Origin of the sequence: Bradyrhizobium symbiodeficiens (assembly GCF_002266465.3) — a bacterium.
Taxonomy (GTDB): Bacteria; Pseudomonadota; Alphaproteobacteria; order Rhizobiales; family Xanthobacteraceae; genus Bradyrhizobium; species Bradyrhizobium symbiodeficiens.
In genome coordinates this window covers 983416-999121 of the sequence record NZ_CP029427.2, presented here as the reverse complement: position 1 = coordinate 999121, position 15706 = coordinate 983416, and the positions used below count along the sequence as shown (strand labels likewise).

The 15706-nt window shown below is 65.1% G+C and carries 12 protein-coding genes; 6 read left to right on the top strand and 6 right to left on the bottom strand.

Annotated elements, in window-relative coordinates; genetic code table 11:
- Window positions 1–426: 426 nt before the first annotated feature.
- The 3 genes from gltB to CIT39_RS04640 all read left to right on the top strand — a co-directional run bounded on the left by gltB (window position 427) and on the right by CIT39_RS04640 (window position 7287).
- Window positions 427–5172, top strand: a complete 4746-nt coding sequence (gene gltB, locus CIT39_RS04650) for a glutamate synthase large subunit (RefSeq protein WP_094973191.1) — start codon at window positions 427–429, stop codon at window positions 5170–5172.
- A gap of 158 nt (window positions 5173–5330) precedes the next feature.
- Entirely contained in the window at window positions 5331–6782 is a 1452-nt protein-coding gene (locus CIT39_RS04645) for a glutamate synthase subunit beta (protein ID WP_094973192.1), read from the top strand.
- Between the two features lie 97 nt (window positions 6783–6879).
- Complete coding sequence (locus CIT39_RS04640) at window positions 6880–7287, top strand: hypothetical protein (protein WP_244607516.1); 408 nt, start codon at window positions 6880–6882, stop codon at window positions 7285–7287.
- Window positions 7288–7304: 17 nt separating this feature from the next.
- Here CIT39_RS04640 and CIT39_RS04635 read toward each other — a convergent pair whose 3' ends face one another.
- Window positions 7305–9062, bottom strand: coding sequence for an outer membrane beta-barrel protein (locus tag CIT39_RS04635; protein WP_094973193.1), 1758 nt, complete (start codon window positions 9060–9062; stop codon window positions 7305–7307).
- Window positions 9063–9254: 192 nt separating this feature from the next.
- Between CIT39_RS04635 and CIT39_RS04630 the strand changes: the two genes are divergently transcribed.
- On the top strand, window positions 9255–10262 hold the full coding sequence (locus tag CIT39_RS04630; RefSeq protein WP_162308343.1) for a KpsF/GutQ family sugar-phosphate isomerase: 1008 nt from the start codon (window positions 9255–9257) through the stop codon (window positions 10260–10262).
- 156 nt (window positions 10263–10418) lie between these two features.
- Here CIT39_RS04630 and CIT39_RS04625 read toward each other — a convergent pair whose 3' ends face one another.
- Window positions 10419–10976, bottom strand: coding sequence for a carboxymuconolactone decarboxylase family protein (locus CIT39_RS04625; RefSeq protein ID WP_094973194.1), 558 nt, complete (start codon window positions 10974–10976; stop codon window positions 10419–10421).
- A gap of 72 nt (window positions 10977–11048) precedes the next feature.
- Between CIT39_RS04625 and CIT39_RS04620 the strand changes: the two genes are divergently transcribed.
- Entirely contained in the window at window positions 11049–11414 is a 366-nt protein-coding gene (locus CIT39_RS04620) for a winged helix-turn-helix transcriptional regulator (RefSeq protein ID WP_094973195.1), read from the top strand.
- A gap of 24 nt (window positions 11415–11438) precedes the next feature.
- Here CIT39_RS04620 and CIT39_RS04615 read toward each other — a convergent pair whose 3' ends face one another.
- The 4 genes from CIT39_RS04615 to hemH all read right to left on the bottom strand — a co-directional run bounded on the left by CIT39_RS04615 (window position 11439) and on the right by hemH (window position 15181).
- Complete coding sequence (locus CIT39_RS04615) at window positions 11439–11882, bottom strand: NfeD family protein (protein ID WP_094973196.1); 444 nt, start codon at window positions 11880–11882, stop codon at window positions 11439–11441.
- Window positions 11883–11936: 54 nt separating this feature from the next.
- Window positions 11937–12938 carry an SPFH domain-containing protein gene (locus CIT39_RS04610; protein WP_094973197.1) on the bottom strand — a complete coding sequence of 334 codons (1002 nt, stop codon included), beginning with the start codon at window positions 12936–12938 and terminating at the stop codon, window positions 11937–11939.
- Between the two features lie 226 nt (window positions 12939–13164).
- Complete coding sequence (locus tag CIT39_RS04605) at window positions 13165–14133, bottom strand: ABC transporter substrate-binding protein (protein WP_094973198.1); 969 nt, start codon at window positions 14131–14133, stop codon at window positions 13165–13167.
- Between the two features lie 10 nt (window positions 14134–14143).
- A complete protein-coding gene (gene hemH / locus CIT39_RS04600) occupies window positions 14144–15181 on the bottom strand; it encodes a ferrochelatase (protein WP_094973199.1) in 1038 nt (345 codons plus the stop codon).
- An 84-nt stretch (window positions 15182–15265) separates the two neighbouring features.
- Between hemH and CIT39_RS04595 the strand changes: the two genes are divergently transcribed.
- Complete coding sequence (locus CIT39_RS04595) at window positions 15266–15664, top strand: MAPEG family protein (RefSeq protein ID WP_094973200.1); 399 nt, start codon at window positions 15266–15268, stop codon at window positions 15662–15664.
- Window positions 15665–15706 lie beyond the last annotated feature (42 nt).

Genomic DNA, 15706 nt, shown 5'->3' with positions numbered 1-15706 from the left:
GCCTTTCGAGGGGTTGATCCGAAGCTTCATTCGGGATTTCGGCGCCCACAGGGCCGGATCGGGGCGCGTTTGCTTCAAAACAGGGGCTGCGCAACTTTCGGAAAGCGATCGATTGACATATCGGGAATCGGGACTTCCGCACGCTTGTGTGATAGACAAAAATTTGGCAAGGTGACGTTTAGGACAGGAAGACTGTCTCAATTTTGCTTGCGGTTCCGGCATAGGGATTGCAACGAAAGTCGGTGCTTTCGAGCGCCATAAGGCAACAGGCAAAGCCGTTCTCGGGGACGAAGAACGCCTAGCCTGAATTTAAGAAAATGCGGCTCGCAGCGGACGAGCGGTGACCCAGAGGCGGGTGCCGCGGTACGCCCAAGGTGCGCCGAAGGTGGCGGTGAGGCAGCTTGCCGCATGGAGAGGATTGGAACAATGAACGGGTCGCAATTCGAGAGCGCAAACATCGTGGCAGAACAACTGTCGGCGACGGTCGCCTCGAAAACGACTGATCCGATCACCTCACCGATTCAGGAACACAATTCGCGCCCGCCAGCCGTTGGCCTCTACGATCCGAGCCTGGAGAAGGATTCCTGCGGCGTCGGCTTCATCGCCAACATCAAGGGCAAGAAGTCCCACGAGATCGTGGCGGATGCGCTGAGCATCCTCTGCAACCTCGAGCACCGTGGCGCCGTCGGCGCGGACCCGCGTGCCGGCGACGGCGCCGGCATCCTGGTGCAGATCCCACACGCCTTCTTCAGCCGCAAGGCCGGAGAGCTCGGCTTCGCGCTGCCTCAGCCCGGCGAATATGCCATCGGCGCGCTGTTCATGCCGCGCGACACCGCATGGCGCAACGTCATCAAGAGCATCATCGCCGACCAGATCAAGGAAGAGGGCCTGACCCTGCTCGGCTGGCGCGACGTGCCGACCGACAATTCCTCGCTCGGCGTCACCGTGAAGCCGACCGAGCCCGCCTGCATGCAGGTGTTCATCGGCCGCAACGGCACCGCCAAGACCGAGGACGATTTCGAGCGCCGGCTCTACATCCTGCGCAAGTCGATCTCGCAGGCGATCTACCAGCGTCGCGACCGCGGGCTTGCAGGCTATTACCCCTGCTCGATGTCCTGCCGCACCGTGATCTACAAGGGCATGTTCCTCGCCGACCAGCTCGGCAAGTACTATCCGGATCTGCACGAGAAGGATTTCGAGAGCGCGCTGGCGCTGGTGCATCAGCGCTTCTCGACCAACACCTTCCCGGCCTGGTCGCTGGCGCATCCCTATCGCATGATCGCGCATAACGGCGAGATCAACACGCTGCGCGGCAACACCAACTGGATGGCGGCGCGCCAGGCCTCCGTCAGCTCCGAGCTCTATGGCAAGGACATCAACCGGCTCTGGCCGATCTCCTACGAAGGCCAGTCGGACACCGCCTGCTTCGACAACGCGCTCGAATTCCTGGTGCAGGGCGGCTACTCGCTGCCGCACGCCGTCATGATGATGATTCCGGAGGCGTGGGCCGGCAATCCCCTGATGGACGAGAAGCGCCGCGCCTTCTACGAATATCACGCCGCGCTGATGGAGCCGTGGGACGGCCCCGCCGCGATCGCTTTCACCGACGGCCGTCAGATCGGCGCCACGCTCGACCGCAACGGCCTGCGGCCGGCGCGCTATCTCGTGACCAAGGACGACCGCATCGTGATGGCGTCCGAAATGGGCGTGCTGACGATCCCCGAGGACCAGATCATCACCAAGTGGCGGCTGCAGCCCGGCAAGATGCTGCTGGTCGACCTCGAACAGGGCCGTCTCATTCCCGACGACGAGATCAAGGCCGATCTCGCCCGGAGCCATCCCTACAAGGAGTGGCTGGAGCGGACCCAGATCGTGCTGGAAGAGCTGCCGAAGGTGCCGACGACAGGCGTGCGCTCAAACCTGTCGCTGCTCGATCGCCAGCAGGCGTTCGGCTACAGCCAGGAAGACATCGCGATCCTGATGACGCCGATGGCAGCCACGGGTGAGGAAGCCGCCGGCTCGATGGGTAACGACACGCCGATCTCGGCGCTGTCGGACAGGGCCAAGCCGCTGTTCACCTACTTCAAGCAGAACTTCGCGCAGGTCACCAATCCGCCGATCGATCCGATCCGCGAAGAGCTGGTGATGAGCCTTGTCTCCATCATCGGGCCGCGGCCGAACCTGTTCGACCTGCAGGGCCTTGCCACCACCAAGCGTCTCGAAGCGCGCCAGCCGATCCTGACCGATGCGGATCTCGAAAAGATCCGTTCGATCTCGGACGTCGCCGACTCCCACTTCAAGTCGCGTACGCTCGACACGACGTTCCACGCCGGTCTCGGCGCGGCCGGCATGGACCAGGTGCTGGATGAGCTCTGTGCGCGCGCCGAAAGCGCGGTGCGCGAGGGCGTCAACATCATCATCCTGTCCGACCGCATGGTCGGCACCGACCGCGTGCCGATCCCGTCGCTGCTGGCCTGCGCCGCCGTGCATCATCACCTGATCCGCACGGGCTTGCGCACCTCGGTCGGCCTCGTCGTCGAATCCGGCGAGCCGCGCGAAGTGCATCACTTCGCCTGCCTTGCCGGCTACGGCGCCGAAGCGATCAATCCGTATCTCGCGTTCGAGACCATCGTCGCGATGAAGGACCGCCTGCCCGGCTCGCTCGACGACTACGAGATCGTCAAGCGCTACATCAAGTCGATCGGCAAGGGCCTTTTGAAGGTGATGTCCAAGATGGGCATCTCGACCTACCAATCCTATTGCGGCGCGCAGATTTTCGACGCGGTCGGTCTCAAGGCCGAGTTCGTCGGAAAATTCTTCGCCGGCACGCATACCCGCGTCGAGGGCGTGGGCCTCGGCGAGATCGCCGAGGAGGCGGTGCGCCGTCATGCCGACGCGTTCGGCGAGGCTCTGGTCTACAAGAGCGCGCTCGATGTCGGCGGTGAATATGCCTATCGCAGCCGCGGCGAGGACCATGCATGGACCGCCGAGTCGGTCGGGCTGCTCCAGCACGCCGCCCGCGGCAACTCGCTGGAGCGCTATCGCGCCTTCGCCAAGATCCTCAACGAGCAGTCGGAGCGGCTTCTGACGCTGCGCGGCCTGTTCCGGATCAAGAATGCCGAGGAGGACAAGCGCAAGCCTGTCACCCTCGACCAGGTCGAGCCGGCCAAGGACATCGTCAAGCGTTTCGCCACCGGCGCGATGAGCTTCGGCTCGATCTCGCGCGAGGCGCACACCACGCTTGCGATCGCCATGAACCGGATCGGCGGCAAGTCGAACACCGGCGAAGGCGGCGAGGAAGCCGACCGCTTCAAGCCGCTGCCGAACGGCGACAGCATGCGCTCGGCGATCAAGCAGGTTGCCTCGGGCCGCTTCGGCGTCACCACGGAGTATCTCGTCAATTCCGACATGATGCAGATCAAGATGGCGCAGGGTGCCAAGCCCGGCGAAGGCGGCCAGCTGCCCGGCCACAAGGTCGACGCGACCATCGCCAAGGTCCGGCACTCGACGCCGGGCGTCGGCCTGATCTCGCCGCCGCCGCATCACGACATCTACTCGATCGAGGATCTGGCGCAGCTGATCTACGACCTCAAGAACGTCAACCCCACCGGTGACGTCTCGGTCAAGCTCGTCTCCGAGATCGGCGTCGGCACGGTCGCCGCGGGCGTCGCCAAGGCGCGCGCGGACCACGTCACCATCGCGGGCTTCGAAGGCGGCACCGGCGCTTCGCCGCTGACCTCGATCAAGCATGCCGGCTCGCCGTGGGAGATCGGCCTCGCCGAAACCCACCAGACGCTGGTGCGCGAGCGGCTGCGCAGCCGCATCGTGGTCCAGGTCGACGGCGGCTTCCGCACCGGCCGTGACGTCGTGATCGGCGCGCTGCTCGGCGCTGACGAGTTCGGCTTCGCCACCGCGCCGCTGATCGCGGCCGGCTGCATCATGATGCGCAAGTGTCATCTCAACACCTGCCCGGTCGGCGTGGCGACGCAAGACCCCGTGCTGCGCAAGCGCTTCACCGGCCAGCCCGAGCACGTCATCAACTACTTCTTCTTCGTCGCCGAGGAAGTCCGCGAGATCATGGCCTCGCTCGGCTTCCGCAGCTTCAACGAGATGATCGGCCAGGTTCAACTGCTCGACCAGACCAAGCTGGTCGCGCACTGGAAGGCCAAGGGTCTCGACTTCTCCAAGCTGTTCGTCAAGCAGAAGGAAGAGAAGGGCCAGAAGATCTATCACTCCGAGCGCCAGAACCATCATCTGGAGGCGGTGCTCGACCGCACGCTGATCGAGCAGGCGCAGCCCGCGCTCGACCGCGGCGCGCCGGTGAAGATCGAGGCCAAGATCAACAGCACCAACCGCTCCGCGGGCGCGATGCTGTCGGGCGCCGTCGCCAAGATCTACGGCCATGCCGGCCTGCCGCACGACACCATCCATGTCAGCCTCAAGGGCACCGCGGGCCAGGCCTTCGGCGCGTGGCTCGCCCACGGCGTCACCTTCGAGCTCGAGGGTGAAGGCAACGACTATGTCGGCAAGGGCCTTTCGGGCGGCAAGATCATCGTCAAGCCGCCTGCCAACAGCAGCATCGTGCCGGAAGAAAGCATCATCGTCGGCAACACCGTGATGTATGGCGCGATCCAGGGCGAGTGCTACTTCCGCGGCATCGCCGGCGAACGTTTTGCCGTGCGCAACTCGGGCGCGGTCGCCGTGGTCGAGGGCGCGGGCGATCATTGCTGCGAATACATGACCGGCGGCATCGTGGTCGTGCTCGGCAAGACCGGGCGCAACTTCGCGGCCGGCATGTCCGGCGGCATCGCCTACGTGCTCGACGAGACCGGCGATTTCGACCGTCTCTGCAACATGGCGATGGTCGAGCTCGAGCCCGTGCTGTCGGAGGAGATGATCAACGCCGACACCTATCACGCCTCCGGCGACCTCGAAGCGCACGGCCGGGTCGACGTGTTCAAAAACCTGCTCGCCTCCGACGTCGAGCGGCTGCACGTGCTGATCTCGCGCCACGCGAAAGCCACCGGTTCCAAGCGCGCCGCCGACATCCTGGCCAATTGGAAGGAATGGCTGCCCAAATTCCGCAAGGTGATGCCGGTCGAGTACCGGCGCGCGCTGCGCGAAATGGCTGCCAACGCGGACGCCGAGCCGAAAATCGCGATCGGCGCGTAGGGAAAAAGCCTCATGGTGAGGCGGCGCGAAGCGCCATCTCGAACCATGAGACAGCCATCCGGGCCTTCATCCTTCGAGACGCGGCGCGAAGAGCGCGCCGCTCCTCAGGATGAGGGGAGAGAGAACAAAGAATTCAAGCGGCAGGGACTTCGGGTTTAATGGGCAAGATCACGGGTTTTCTCGAAATCGAACGGCATGACCGCAAGTACACCCCGGTCGCCGAGCGCGTGAAGCATTACAACGAGTTCGTCGTTCCCTTGACCGAAAAGGAAACGCGCGATCAGGCCGCGCGCTGCATGAATTGCGGCATTCCCTATTGCCACGGCACCGGCTCGGTCGCGCCAGGCACGCCCGGCTGCCCGGTCAACAACCAGATCCCCGACTGGAACGACCTCGTCTACCAGGGCAATTGGGAAGAAGCCTCGCGCAATCTGCACTCGACCAACAACTTCCCGGAGTTCACGGGACGTATCTGTCCGGCGCCGTGCGAGGCGTCCTGCACGCTCAACATCGACGACAACCCCGTCACCATCAAGACCATCGAATGCGCGATCGTCGACCGCGCCTGGGACAATGGCTGGCTGAAGCCCGAGATCGCCGCCCACAAGACCGGCAAGAAGGTCGCCGTGATCGGCTCGGGCCCGGCCGGCATGGCCTGCGCGCAGCAACTCGCGCGCGCCGGCCACGACGTGCACCTGTTCGAGAAATACGCCAAGGCCGGTGGCCTGCTGCGCTACGGCATCCCCGACTTCAAGATGGAAAAGGGCGTCATCGACCGCCGTGTGGCGCAGATGGAAGGCGAAGGCGTCACCTTCCACTACAACAGCCATGTCGGCACCGAGGGCAATGTCGATCCGCGCGAGATGCTCAACGAGTACGACGCGGTGGCGCTGACCGGCGGCGCGGAAGCCCCGCGCGACCTGCCGATCCCCGGTCGCGAGTTGCAGGGCATCCACTACGCTATGGACTTCCTGCCGCAGCAGAATCGCCGCGTCTCCAGCGAGCCCCTGAACGGCGTCCAGGAGATCCTGGCCGGCGGCAAGCACGTCGTCGTCATCGGCGGCGGCGACACCGGCTCCGACTGCATCGGCACCTCGCTGCGCCAGGGCGCGCTGTCGGTGACCCAGCTCGAGATCATGCCCGCCCCGCCCGAGCGCGAGAACAAGGGCCTGACCTGGCCGAACTGGCCGTTGAAGATGCGGACATCCTCCAGCCAGGCCGAAGGCGCGGTGCGCGAATTCGCCGTGCTGACGCAGAAGTTTTCCGGTGAGAACGGCAAGGTCAAGAAGCTGCACTGCGTCCACGTCGACGACAAGTTCAAGCCGATCGCCGGCACCGAGTTCGAGCTCGATGCCGATCTCGTCCTGCTCGCGATGGGCTTCGTGCATCCCGTGCACGAGGGCCTGCTCAAGCAGCTCGCGGTCGAGCTCGACCCCCGCGGCAACGTCAAGGCCAACACGCTGGACTACCAGACCTCGCGTCCGAACGTGTTCAGCGCGGGCGACATGCGTCGCGGCCAGTCGCTGGTGGTCTGGGCGATCCGCGAAGGACGGCTGTGCGCACGGTCGATCGATACGTTCCTGATGGGGAAGACGGACCTGCCGCGCTGAGGCAATTTACGGCGCGGGGGATTTTCTACGCTACGATCTTCAGCGAAGTTACGAGCGTAGGCGGCCAGCGCCTACCGCTTTCTCAATGGGCGAGCAAATGTCCAGATACCTTGCCCTCGCCCAGCCGGTCGCATTCAAGACAAGCCTGAGCGACCTCATCACTTTGACTTGGGAAGACCAAGGAGTAAGTGCCGACTTTGCCATCCCAGGTGATGCATCGCGGGCTCTCACGGTTCAGTTTGACAGAACGCATGTTGTTCGAATTCTCGATGAAATGCCGCTTAGCACGGAGAATTTGAACACACCGTCCGAGGGGCTGGTCGCCGAGCACTTCGCGTATCTGGTTGAAGATTCACGGTTCTGGAAATCACAATCCGAAGCGCTCAAGCTCGTTCACAGTAACGCCCGCCATTATCGGTTTGTCACTGGGTGGACCTGCCTTGATGTCATTTCAGACGAGAAGCCGGTCATGATCGTGACTGCTAGAGGGCCAAGCCGTCGCTAGCTAAGCGGATGGCGGCCTCAATTCTGCAGCCTCACCCCCACCAACATCACCGTGCCCTGCGAGCTCGATCCCGGCTGGTTCGAATCCAGGATGTCGTGGCGCAGCGTGCCCTTGATCCAGATGTTGCGGTTGAGCTTGTAGATCAGATTGCCTTCGAGCGAGTAGGTCTTGTCGTTGCGATTCTGGCCCTGGTAGTCGTAGGTACCGTAGGTGAACTTGCCGACAGCGGTGAGCCAGCGGCGGAAGTCGTGATCGACTTCGGCGGCGTAGGTGCGCACCAGGACGCCGGAGGAGCCTGGGATCGTGGTCTCGGCGATCTGCGTGTCGGTGAAGAATTTCACCGTGGTGAGGCCGCTCGCATTCCAGATCAGCGAGCCCGAGGTCAGGAAGCCCGCGAGCTGGCTGAGGCGCGGGTCAGTATAGTTGCGCGCGGAATAGCCGACCGAGATTTCGCCGATGAGGATGCGCGAGAATTCAAAGGACGTGCCGACCTTGGCGTAGCCGCCGTTCGAATCGCGGAAATAGCCGTTGCGATCGGCGGCCTGGTCGTGAACGCGGGTGTCACCCTGGATCTCGACGAACGGCTTCAGGCCCGGCTTGAGGTCGTAGGAGAAGCGCCCGATGCCGCCATACTGGTTGAAGTCGCGATCGCGATTGCCGAAGGTCGAGCCGTCGGTGAGCTTGGAGTCCGTGTAGGCGGTGCGATCGACGGTGCCGCCGGCGGCGACCTGGAAGCGATTGAAGGTCTGGTCGAAGCCGACAGTGGTGCCGTAGGCAGCGTAGACAGGATATCTCTGCAGGCCGGCCTGCACGTTGGGGCTGCCGGGATTGTCAGTGGCGAGCCGCAAGCGCAGCTGCGAGGTCAGCTTGAGATCGCGGCTGACATCGAGCCGGCCATCGACATGGCCGGTGAAGTCGGGGCGGTCGGCTTCGACCGGCGAAGGCGAGGCAAAGCCGTCGATCGTCGCCGGCATGTTTTGGGTGTAGCCGGAGAACGAGCCGCGCAGGTCAGCCACCAGCGCGTGGCGCTCCCAGTCCGAGACCACGAGGAGATCGGGCGCGACGACATAGACCGGGGAGCCGACCGGCTTGTTCAGACGCGTGGGATTGGTGTCGTAGCCGGTGGAGAGCTCGAGCCCACCCTTGATCAGGAAACTGCCAGCGTAGTCGCCGACGGCGCCAAACGCGTCGTCATCAGCCTTGAGGCGGCGGCGCAGCGGCTGGCCGGGCACGGTGCCCGCCATCGCTGCCGGCACCGGCGCCTTGTTGGCGGAGGCGGATGGCGGCGGCGCAATCTTCGGCAGGCCGAGCGTCGACGGCGGCGGCGCCGTGGTCGGCACCGGCGAGCCGGGACCGGCAGCGCGCTTCGGCTTCGGCTGGCCCGGATAGAGCTTGGGTTGCTGCCGCTTGCGGTTGAGCGAATCGTAGCCGGAGCTGCTCGCGCCGGTGGCGGCAGGCAGGCCGTAAGTCGGGACCTGACCGATGCGCGAGGTCGCCGGCTTCTCGCGGGCCTTGCGCGGATCGGCATTGGGATCGGGCAGCGCCGGCAACGCATCCGACGGCGCCTGCGGCACGCCCGCCGTGCGGCGCGTCGGCAGCGTGTCAGGCGAGGCGAAGCCGCCGCGGTTGGGATTGAACAGGTCGGGCGTGAGGCTCTGGGCGGCCGCGGGCGTGCTTCCCAGGGCGGTCAGCGCAAGACCCGGCACAAGGCACGGCAAAGCCGCGCGCAGAAACTGCGCGCGTTTGCTCCGGCCAATGCCTGGAGACGACCCCACGATGGAATAACTCCAACGAAATCAAACACTTCCACGATGGTCTCCACCGGGAGGCGGGAACCACCGTTAATGGAGTTAAACAATTATGGTTAATGACCGGTTGAGGGTGTCGGCGCGCTCGTCGCCTCCAGAGCCGCGGCGTGCTAAGGAGGCGCCGACCGGGCGAACGCCCCCTCCTCCCTGGACCAGAACATGCCGAGTTCGAAACCGCTGATGACCGCATCATCCGGCCCCATCCCCGACAGCGTCGAATCCGCGCTCCGCACGCTGGAGACGGAGAGCGGCGGCATCAACGCGCTCGCAGCCGCCCTGCGCGGCCCGCTCGGCGCGACATTTGCGAAAGCCGTCGATCTGATCCGCAACGCCAAGGGCCGCGTCATCGTCACCGGGCTCGGCAAGTCGGGCCATATGGGGCGCAAGATCGCTGCGACGCTGGCCTCGACCGGCACGCCGGCGTTCTTCGTGCACGCCGCCGAGGCCGGCCACGGCGACCTCGGCATGATCACCACCGACGACGTCATCATGGCGCTGTCCTGGTCCGGCGAGCAGCCGGAGATGAAGAACCTCGTGAACTACTCGGCGCGCTTTGCGATTCCCATGATCGCGGTGACGTCGAATGCGGCCTCATCGCTGGGACAGGCCGCCGACCTCGTGATCGAGCTGCCGAAGGCGCGCGAGGCCTGCCCGCACAATCTGGCGCCGACCACCTCGACGCTGATGCAGGCCGCGATCGGCGATGCCCTCGCGATCGCGTTGCTCGAAGGCCGCGGCTTCACCGCGCTGGAGTTCGCGCATTTCCACCCCGGCGGCAAGCTCGGCGCGATGCTGAAATTCGTCCGCGACTACATGCGCACGGGTGCCGAGATCCCGGTCAAGCCCCTGGGCACCAAGATGTCGGACGCCGTGGTCGAGATGTCGGCCAAGGGCCTCGGCTGCGTCTGCATCGTCAACGCAGCGAACGAGGTCGCGGGCATCATCACCGACGGCGATTTGCGCCGCCACATGCGTCCCGACCTGTTGACGGCGTCGGTCGACGACATCATGACGAAGCGGCCGAAAACGGTGCCGCCCTCGATGCTCGCCACCGAGATGATCGAGGTGCTGAACACACGCAAGATCACGACGCTGGTCGTGACCGAGGCCGGCAAGGTGGTGGGCATCGTGCATCTGCACGATCTGCTGCGCGCGGGCGTGGCCTGATCTGTCATCCCGGGGCATCGCGAAGCGATGAGCCCGGGATCCATCGGGCCACAGAGTTTGTCTCTCGATGGGTTCTCAGATGCGCAATTGCGCATCATAGCTTGCGCCAAGTGGCGCGCCCCGGAATGACGGAGAGTGTGCGTACGCTCTCCGCCGTTAGAGCGGGGCCGGAAACCGCGCTGCCATTTCCTCCAGCGGCAGCTTCAGCCCGTTCGCCAGATACGACACCGTGCGATAGAAGCCGCACAGCACCATGATCTCCAAAATCTGCGCCTCGTCGTAATGCGCCGACAGCGCGGCAAACTCTTCATCGCTCAACGTTGCGCGGTAATGCAGCGCATCGACCGCTGCGATCAGCGCCTGCTCGCCCGGTGACCAACATGACGACGCGGCATCGCCCTGCACTGTGGCACGCACCTCGTCTTCGGTGAGCTTCGCCGGCCCGGCAAAGATCGCGACATGCACGCCCCATTCATACTCGCATTGATTCAGCGCGCAGGTGCGGTCGATGACGATCTCGCGCTGGCGCAGGGAGAGCGGGCCGGGATCGAGCAGGCCGCCGGCTCGAAACTTGTCCCAGGCGCGGCTGTGGCCTGCCATCACCCGGAACAGCAGCAGCGGCGGCGCGCCGCGCATGATACGGTCGAACTGCGCCTGGATATCCGGGGGATAAGGCGGGGTGAGCGGGGCGATGCGCGGCGTGGATTGGGACATTGGCCGCCTCCTTTGCTACTTTTATTGTAGCAGAACGCTACACTATCTGTAGCACGACGCAAGGGGGAGACAATGGGAAAGCAGGCGGCATCAGGAAGCGTCCGCGGCTCGCACAGCGGGCGGCCGGTCATGGCGCTGCTGGACCTGCTCGGCCGGCGCTGGAGCCTGCGAATATTGTGGGAATTGCGCGGCGAGCCCCTCACCTCCCGCGCATTACGCACCGCTTGCGACGAGGCCTCACCGACGGTGCTGCAGGCGCGACTGACGGAGTTGCGCGAGGCGGGGTTCGTGGAGCTGGGCGATGGCGGAGGCTATGGGCTGACTGCGCTCGGGCGGGAGTTGTGCGGGATGGTCATACCGCTGCACCGGTTCGCGGAGAGGTGGAAGCCTTCTCCCTCGCCCCGCTTGCGGGGCCGCGACGAGCGCCGCTCGCGCTGAGAGCGTCGGGGCGAGGCGAAGAAGCTACGCCGCGCCCACGGTCAGGTTCGCACCATCCACCTGCACCACCTTCACCCGCGTTCCCGCCGGCGTATCGGGGCCCGCGACGCGCCACACCGTGTCGCCGATGCGCATGGTGCCGCTGCCGTCGACGATCGGCTTCTCCAGCGTGAACTCGCGCCCGAGCAGCGCATCGGCGCGCTTGTTGAGGAACGGACTGGCGCTCGCATCCGGCTTCGGCCGGGCGAGACGGCGCCACACCGGCACGGCGGCAGCGGCGAACAGTGCGAACATCACGAGCTGGATCTGCCACGACAGGGCGACCGTGAACGAGATCAGGCCGACGAGCAGCGCGGCAAGTCCCAGCCAGAACAGGAAGATACCCGGCGCCAGCACCTCCAGCGCCATCAGGATGAAGCCGAAGATCAGCCAGTTCCAGGTGCCCAGCGATACGAACATGTCGGTCATGACACGACCTTCTATCATGGTGCATGCCCCTGTCGAAGGGGCATGCGCCGGTGACTATCCCTGCCGCGGCGGCACCGCCGGCGGCGTGCCGCCTGACGGCACTGAGCTCGGACGGCGCGCGGCGGCAGCAGCGGAAGCCGCGCTTTCGCCGAACGTTGCCTTGGCGATCTCGCCGATGCCGGCGAGCGAGCCCAGCATGCTCATCGCCTCGACCGGAAGCATGATGACCTTCTGGTTCGGCGAGTCGGCCAGCTGCCCGAACGCCTTGATGTATTTGTCGGCGATGAAGTAATTCAGCGCAGCCACGTCGCCCTTGGAAATCGCTTCGCTGACCATCTGGGTCGCCTTGGCCTCGGCCTCGGCAGACCGCTCGCGGGCTTCGGCATCGCGGAACGCGGCTTCCTTGCGGCCTTCGGCCTGGAGGATCTGGCCCTGCTTGGCGCCCTCGGCGCGCAGGATCTCGGACTGGCGCTGGCCTTCGGCGGCGAGAATGTCGGCGCGCTTGACGCGTTCGGCCTTCATCTGCCGGCCCATGGCTTCGACGAGGTCGGCCGGCGGCACAATGTCCTTGATCTCGATGCGGTTGACTTTCAGGCCCCAGGGTGAGACCGCGGCATCGACCACGCGCAGCAGGCGCTCGTTGATCTCGTCGCGGTGCGACAGCACCTGGTCGAGATCCATCGAGCCCATCACGGAACGGATGTTCGTCATGGTCAGGACGGTGACGGCCTGGGTCAGGTTGGAGACCTCGTAGCTCGCTTTGGCGGCATCGAACACCTGGTAGAAAGCAACGCCGTCCACCGTCACGGTGGCGTTGTCCTTGGTGATGACCTCCTGCTCCGGGATGTCGATCACCTGCTCCATCATGTTGATCTTGCGTCCGACGCGATCGAAATAGGGCACGATCAGATTGAGCCCGGGGCTCAGCGTCTGCGTGTATTTGCCGAACCGCTCGATGGTCCAGTCATAGCCCTGCGGCACCGTCTTCACGCCGGCGACCAGCGTGACGATGACGAGCAACACCAGAACAATCGCGAAAATGTCGAAACCGCTCATATTTCCTCCAAGGCAGGAAAAACGACCTTTCCCGCGCCGTATGTTGGTCGGTATCGCAACCCTACCGGTTCAGCGGTCGCAATTCACGTCGGTATCGGCTCAATTCTGCACAAGTCGTCCAGGCAGGGAATGGCCCCGATATGTATTTGCGAGAGACCCTTGAAAGCGTGCAGGCGCAAGCCTAGCGGCGGAACTTAACGAATCCGAAACGGCTGTTTGGACGACTTCATTCGATCACGTCATTCGCGAGGGCGATGAGGCCCGGGTGAACTGTCACGCCGGACTCCCTGGCCGTCTTGAGATTGACCGTGAGCTCGAACTTGGTGGGGTTCTGCACGGGCAGGTCGGCTGGCCGCGCCCCCTTCAGAATGCGATCGATATAATCCGCGGCACGGCGGAGCTGCTCGGCGCTGTCGGTGCTGTAGGACATCAGCCCGCCCTCATCGACGAAGGTGCGGCTCCAGAACACCGCCGGCGCGCGCGCCTGCGCGATCGCCGCCAGAAGCTGGCCGCGATTGGCCATGGTGAAGAAGTCCGGCAGGATCAAAAAGCCGCCGTCCCTCCGCGAAGCCAGCGCGGAGATGGAAGCCGCGTCATGTACCGGCGCGGGCTCGACCGTCACATGGAGCGTCCGCGCCGCGTCCTCGATGGTGCGCAGCATCAGGGGCGCGAACGGCGCCGTGGCGGGATTGTAGACGACGACAACGCGGGACGGTTTCGGGGTGACCTGCGTCAGCATCTCCAGCCATTTGCCGGCCAGCGGGCCGTCGTAATCTGTGAAACCTGTGACGTTGCCGCCGGGATGCGCGAGGTTGTCGACAAAGCCCTGGCTGACGGGATCGGTGACGACGGCGAACACGATCGGGATCGTCGTGCTGCGCCGGCGCAGCTCCTCGACCGAGGGCGTGCCGAGCGCGAGCAGGACGTCGGGCCTGAGCGCGATCAGCTCGTCGGCGAGCCGCGCGATGCGGGCGCGGTCGCCGCCACCGCTGCGCCAGTCGATCTCGAGGTTGTCGCGCTTTTTCCAGCCGAGGCCGGCGAGCGCCTCGGCCAGACGGGCCTGGCCGATCACGTCATCGGAGGCGATGACGGAGAGCACGCCGAGCCGGCGTGCAGTGCTCGGCGGCTGCGCCAGGACCGGGACCGGCAGCGCCGCGATCATCCCAAGAAGCGCCAGACACTCACGGCGATTCATGGGACGCCCATCAAATCCAGCCCTGGAGCTCGCGCAGCACGAGGGTGCGGATCACGTCCATGCCGGGGTCGCTGTCGTTGAGGCAGGGGATTGCGGAAAACTCCTCACCGCCGTTGTGCTTGAAGATCTCGGCGTTCTCCTGCGCGATCTCCTCCAGCGTCTCCAGGCAGTCGGAGGAAAAGCCTGGCGTCACCACGGCGAGGCGGCGCACGCCCTCCTTCGCGAGCCGCTCCATGGTCTTGTCGGTGTAGGGCTGGAGCCACTCGGCATTGCCGAAGCGCGACTGGAAGGTCAGCAGTAGCTTCGTCTCGTCCATACCGAGCCGGCGACGCAGCGCCGCCGTGGTGGCGATGCAGTGGCTCTGATAGGGATCGCCCTTCTCGACATAGGATTTCGGCATGCCGTGGAACGACGCCACGATCAGCTCCGGCTTGAAGGACAGCGTCGCCAGATGGGTTTCGATCGAGACCGCAAGCGCCTCGATATAGGCCGCGTCCTCGTAATAAGGCGGCGTCACCCGCAGCGTCGGCTGGTTACGCAAACGGGCGAGCACCCGGAACACTTCGTCGCAGACCGTCGCCGAGGTCGAGGCGGAATATTGCGGATAGAGCGGGACCGCCAGGATGCGCTCGCAGCCTTTCGCGATCAACGCGTCGATGCCGGATTTGATCGAGGGATTGCCGTAGCGCATCGCCCAGTCCACCACGACGTGAGCGCGGTCCGACAGGGCGGCGGCCAGCTTGTCGCTCTGCGACCGCGTAATGGTCTTCAGCGGCGACTCGTTCTTCTCGGTGTTCCAGATCTTCTGGTAGTCGAGCGCCTTGGCGCGGGGACGGCTGCGCAGGATGATCCCGTTCAGCACGGCTTTCCAGATCAGGCCCTGGTCCTCGATGACGCGGGCGTCCGAGAGGAACTCCTTGAGATAGACCCGCACGCCCGGCGCATCGGCCGTGTCGGGCGTTCCGAGATTGATCAGGAGCACGCCAGCGCGCGGCAGGACGGATTCGGCGGCCGGTCTCGCGGCCTCGCTGGGAACGACACTGGTCATGGCTCTGTGGGTCGCGCGTTGGTCTGAACTTGTCAAGATGAGGCCGGTTTCGTTAGGGTCGCACCCCGGGCGGGGGGAGAAAAGATGACACTCGCGGAATGGTGCGTCTTCGGAGCGCTGCTGCTCTATCTGTCTACGATCGCCGCGATCAAATGGATCAGGTTTCGGCGCTTCGACAATTCCCGGCCGCGCGACCCCGCCTTCTACGATGACGCGCTCTCGCAGCGCGCGCTCGGCGCACACCAGAACGGCATCGAGACCTTCCCGTTCTTCGCCTTCGCGGTACTTCTCGCCGAATACCGGGACTCACCGCAGCGGCTGATCGACGAGCTCGCGGCACTTTTCCTCATCGTGCGCCTCGCCTATGTGCTGACCTATCTCGGCAACCGCCCGACGCTGCGCTCGATCCTCTGGACCATCGGCTTTGCGATCAATCTCGGGATCTTCTTCATGCCGGCGCTGAAGCGGTTCTTGCCGGTGTGAGCCCCGCGTCCCGGTCTCGGTGCAGCGCGCCTGCGCTGCTCC

Coding starts and splice junctions, on each gene's coding strand:
- gltB (WP_094973191.1), top strand. CDS start 427: ATGAACGGGTCGCAATTCGAGAGCGCAAACATCGTGGCAGAACAACTG.
- CIT39_RS04645 (WP_094973192.1), top strand. CDS start 5,331: ATGGGCAAGATCACGGGTTTTCTCGAAATCGAACGGCATGACCGCAAG.
- CIT39_RS04640 (WP_244607516.1), top strand. CDS start 6,880: ATGTCCAGATACCTTGCCCTCGCCCAGCCGGTCGCATTCAAGACAAGC.
- CIT39_RS04630 (WP_162308343.1), top strand. CDS start 9,255: ATGCCGAGTTCGAAACCGCTGATGACCGCATCATCCGGCCCCATCCCC.
- CIT39_RS04625 (WP_094973194.1), bottom strand. CDS start 10,976: ATGTCCCAATCCACGCCGCGCATCGCCCCGCTCACCCCGCCTTATCCC.
- CIT39_RS04620 (WP_094973195.1), top strand. CDS start 11,049: ATGGGAAAGCAGGCGGCATCAGGAAGCGTCCGCGGCTCGCACAGCGGG.
- CIT39_RS04615 (WP_094973196.1), bottom strand. CDS start 11,882: ATGACCGACATGTTCGTATCGCTGGGCACCTGGAACTGGCTGATCTTC.
- CIT39_RS04610 (WP_094973197.1), bottom strand. CDS start 12,938: ATGAGCGGTTTCGACATTTTCGCGATTGTTCTGGTGTTGCTCGTCATC.
- CIT39_RS04605 (WP_094973198.1), bottom strand. CDS start 14,133: ATGAATCGCCGTGAGTGTCTGGCGCTTCTTGGGATGATCGCGGCGCTG.
- hemH (WP_094973199.1), bottom strand. CDS start 15,181: ATGACCAGTGTCGTTCCCAGCGAGGCCGCGAGACCGGCCGCCGAATCC.
- CIT39_RS04595 (WP_094973200.1), top strand. CDS start 15,266: ATGACACTCGCGGAATGGTGCGTCTTCGGAGCGCTGCTGCTCTATCTG.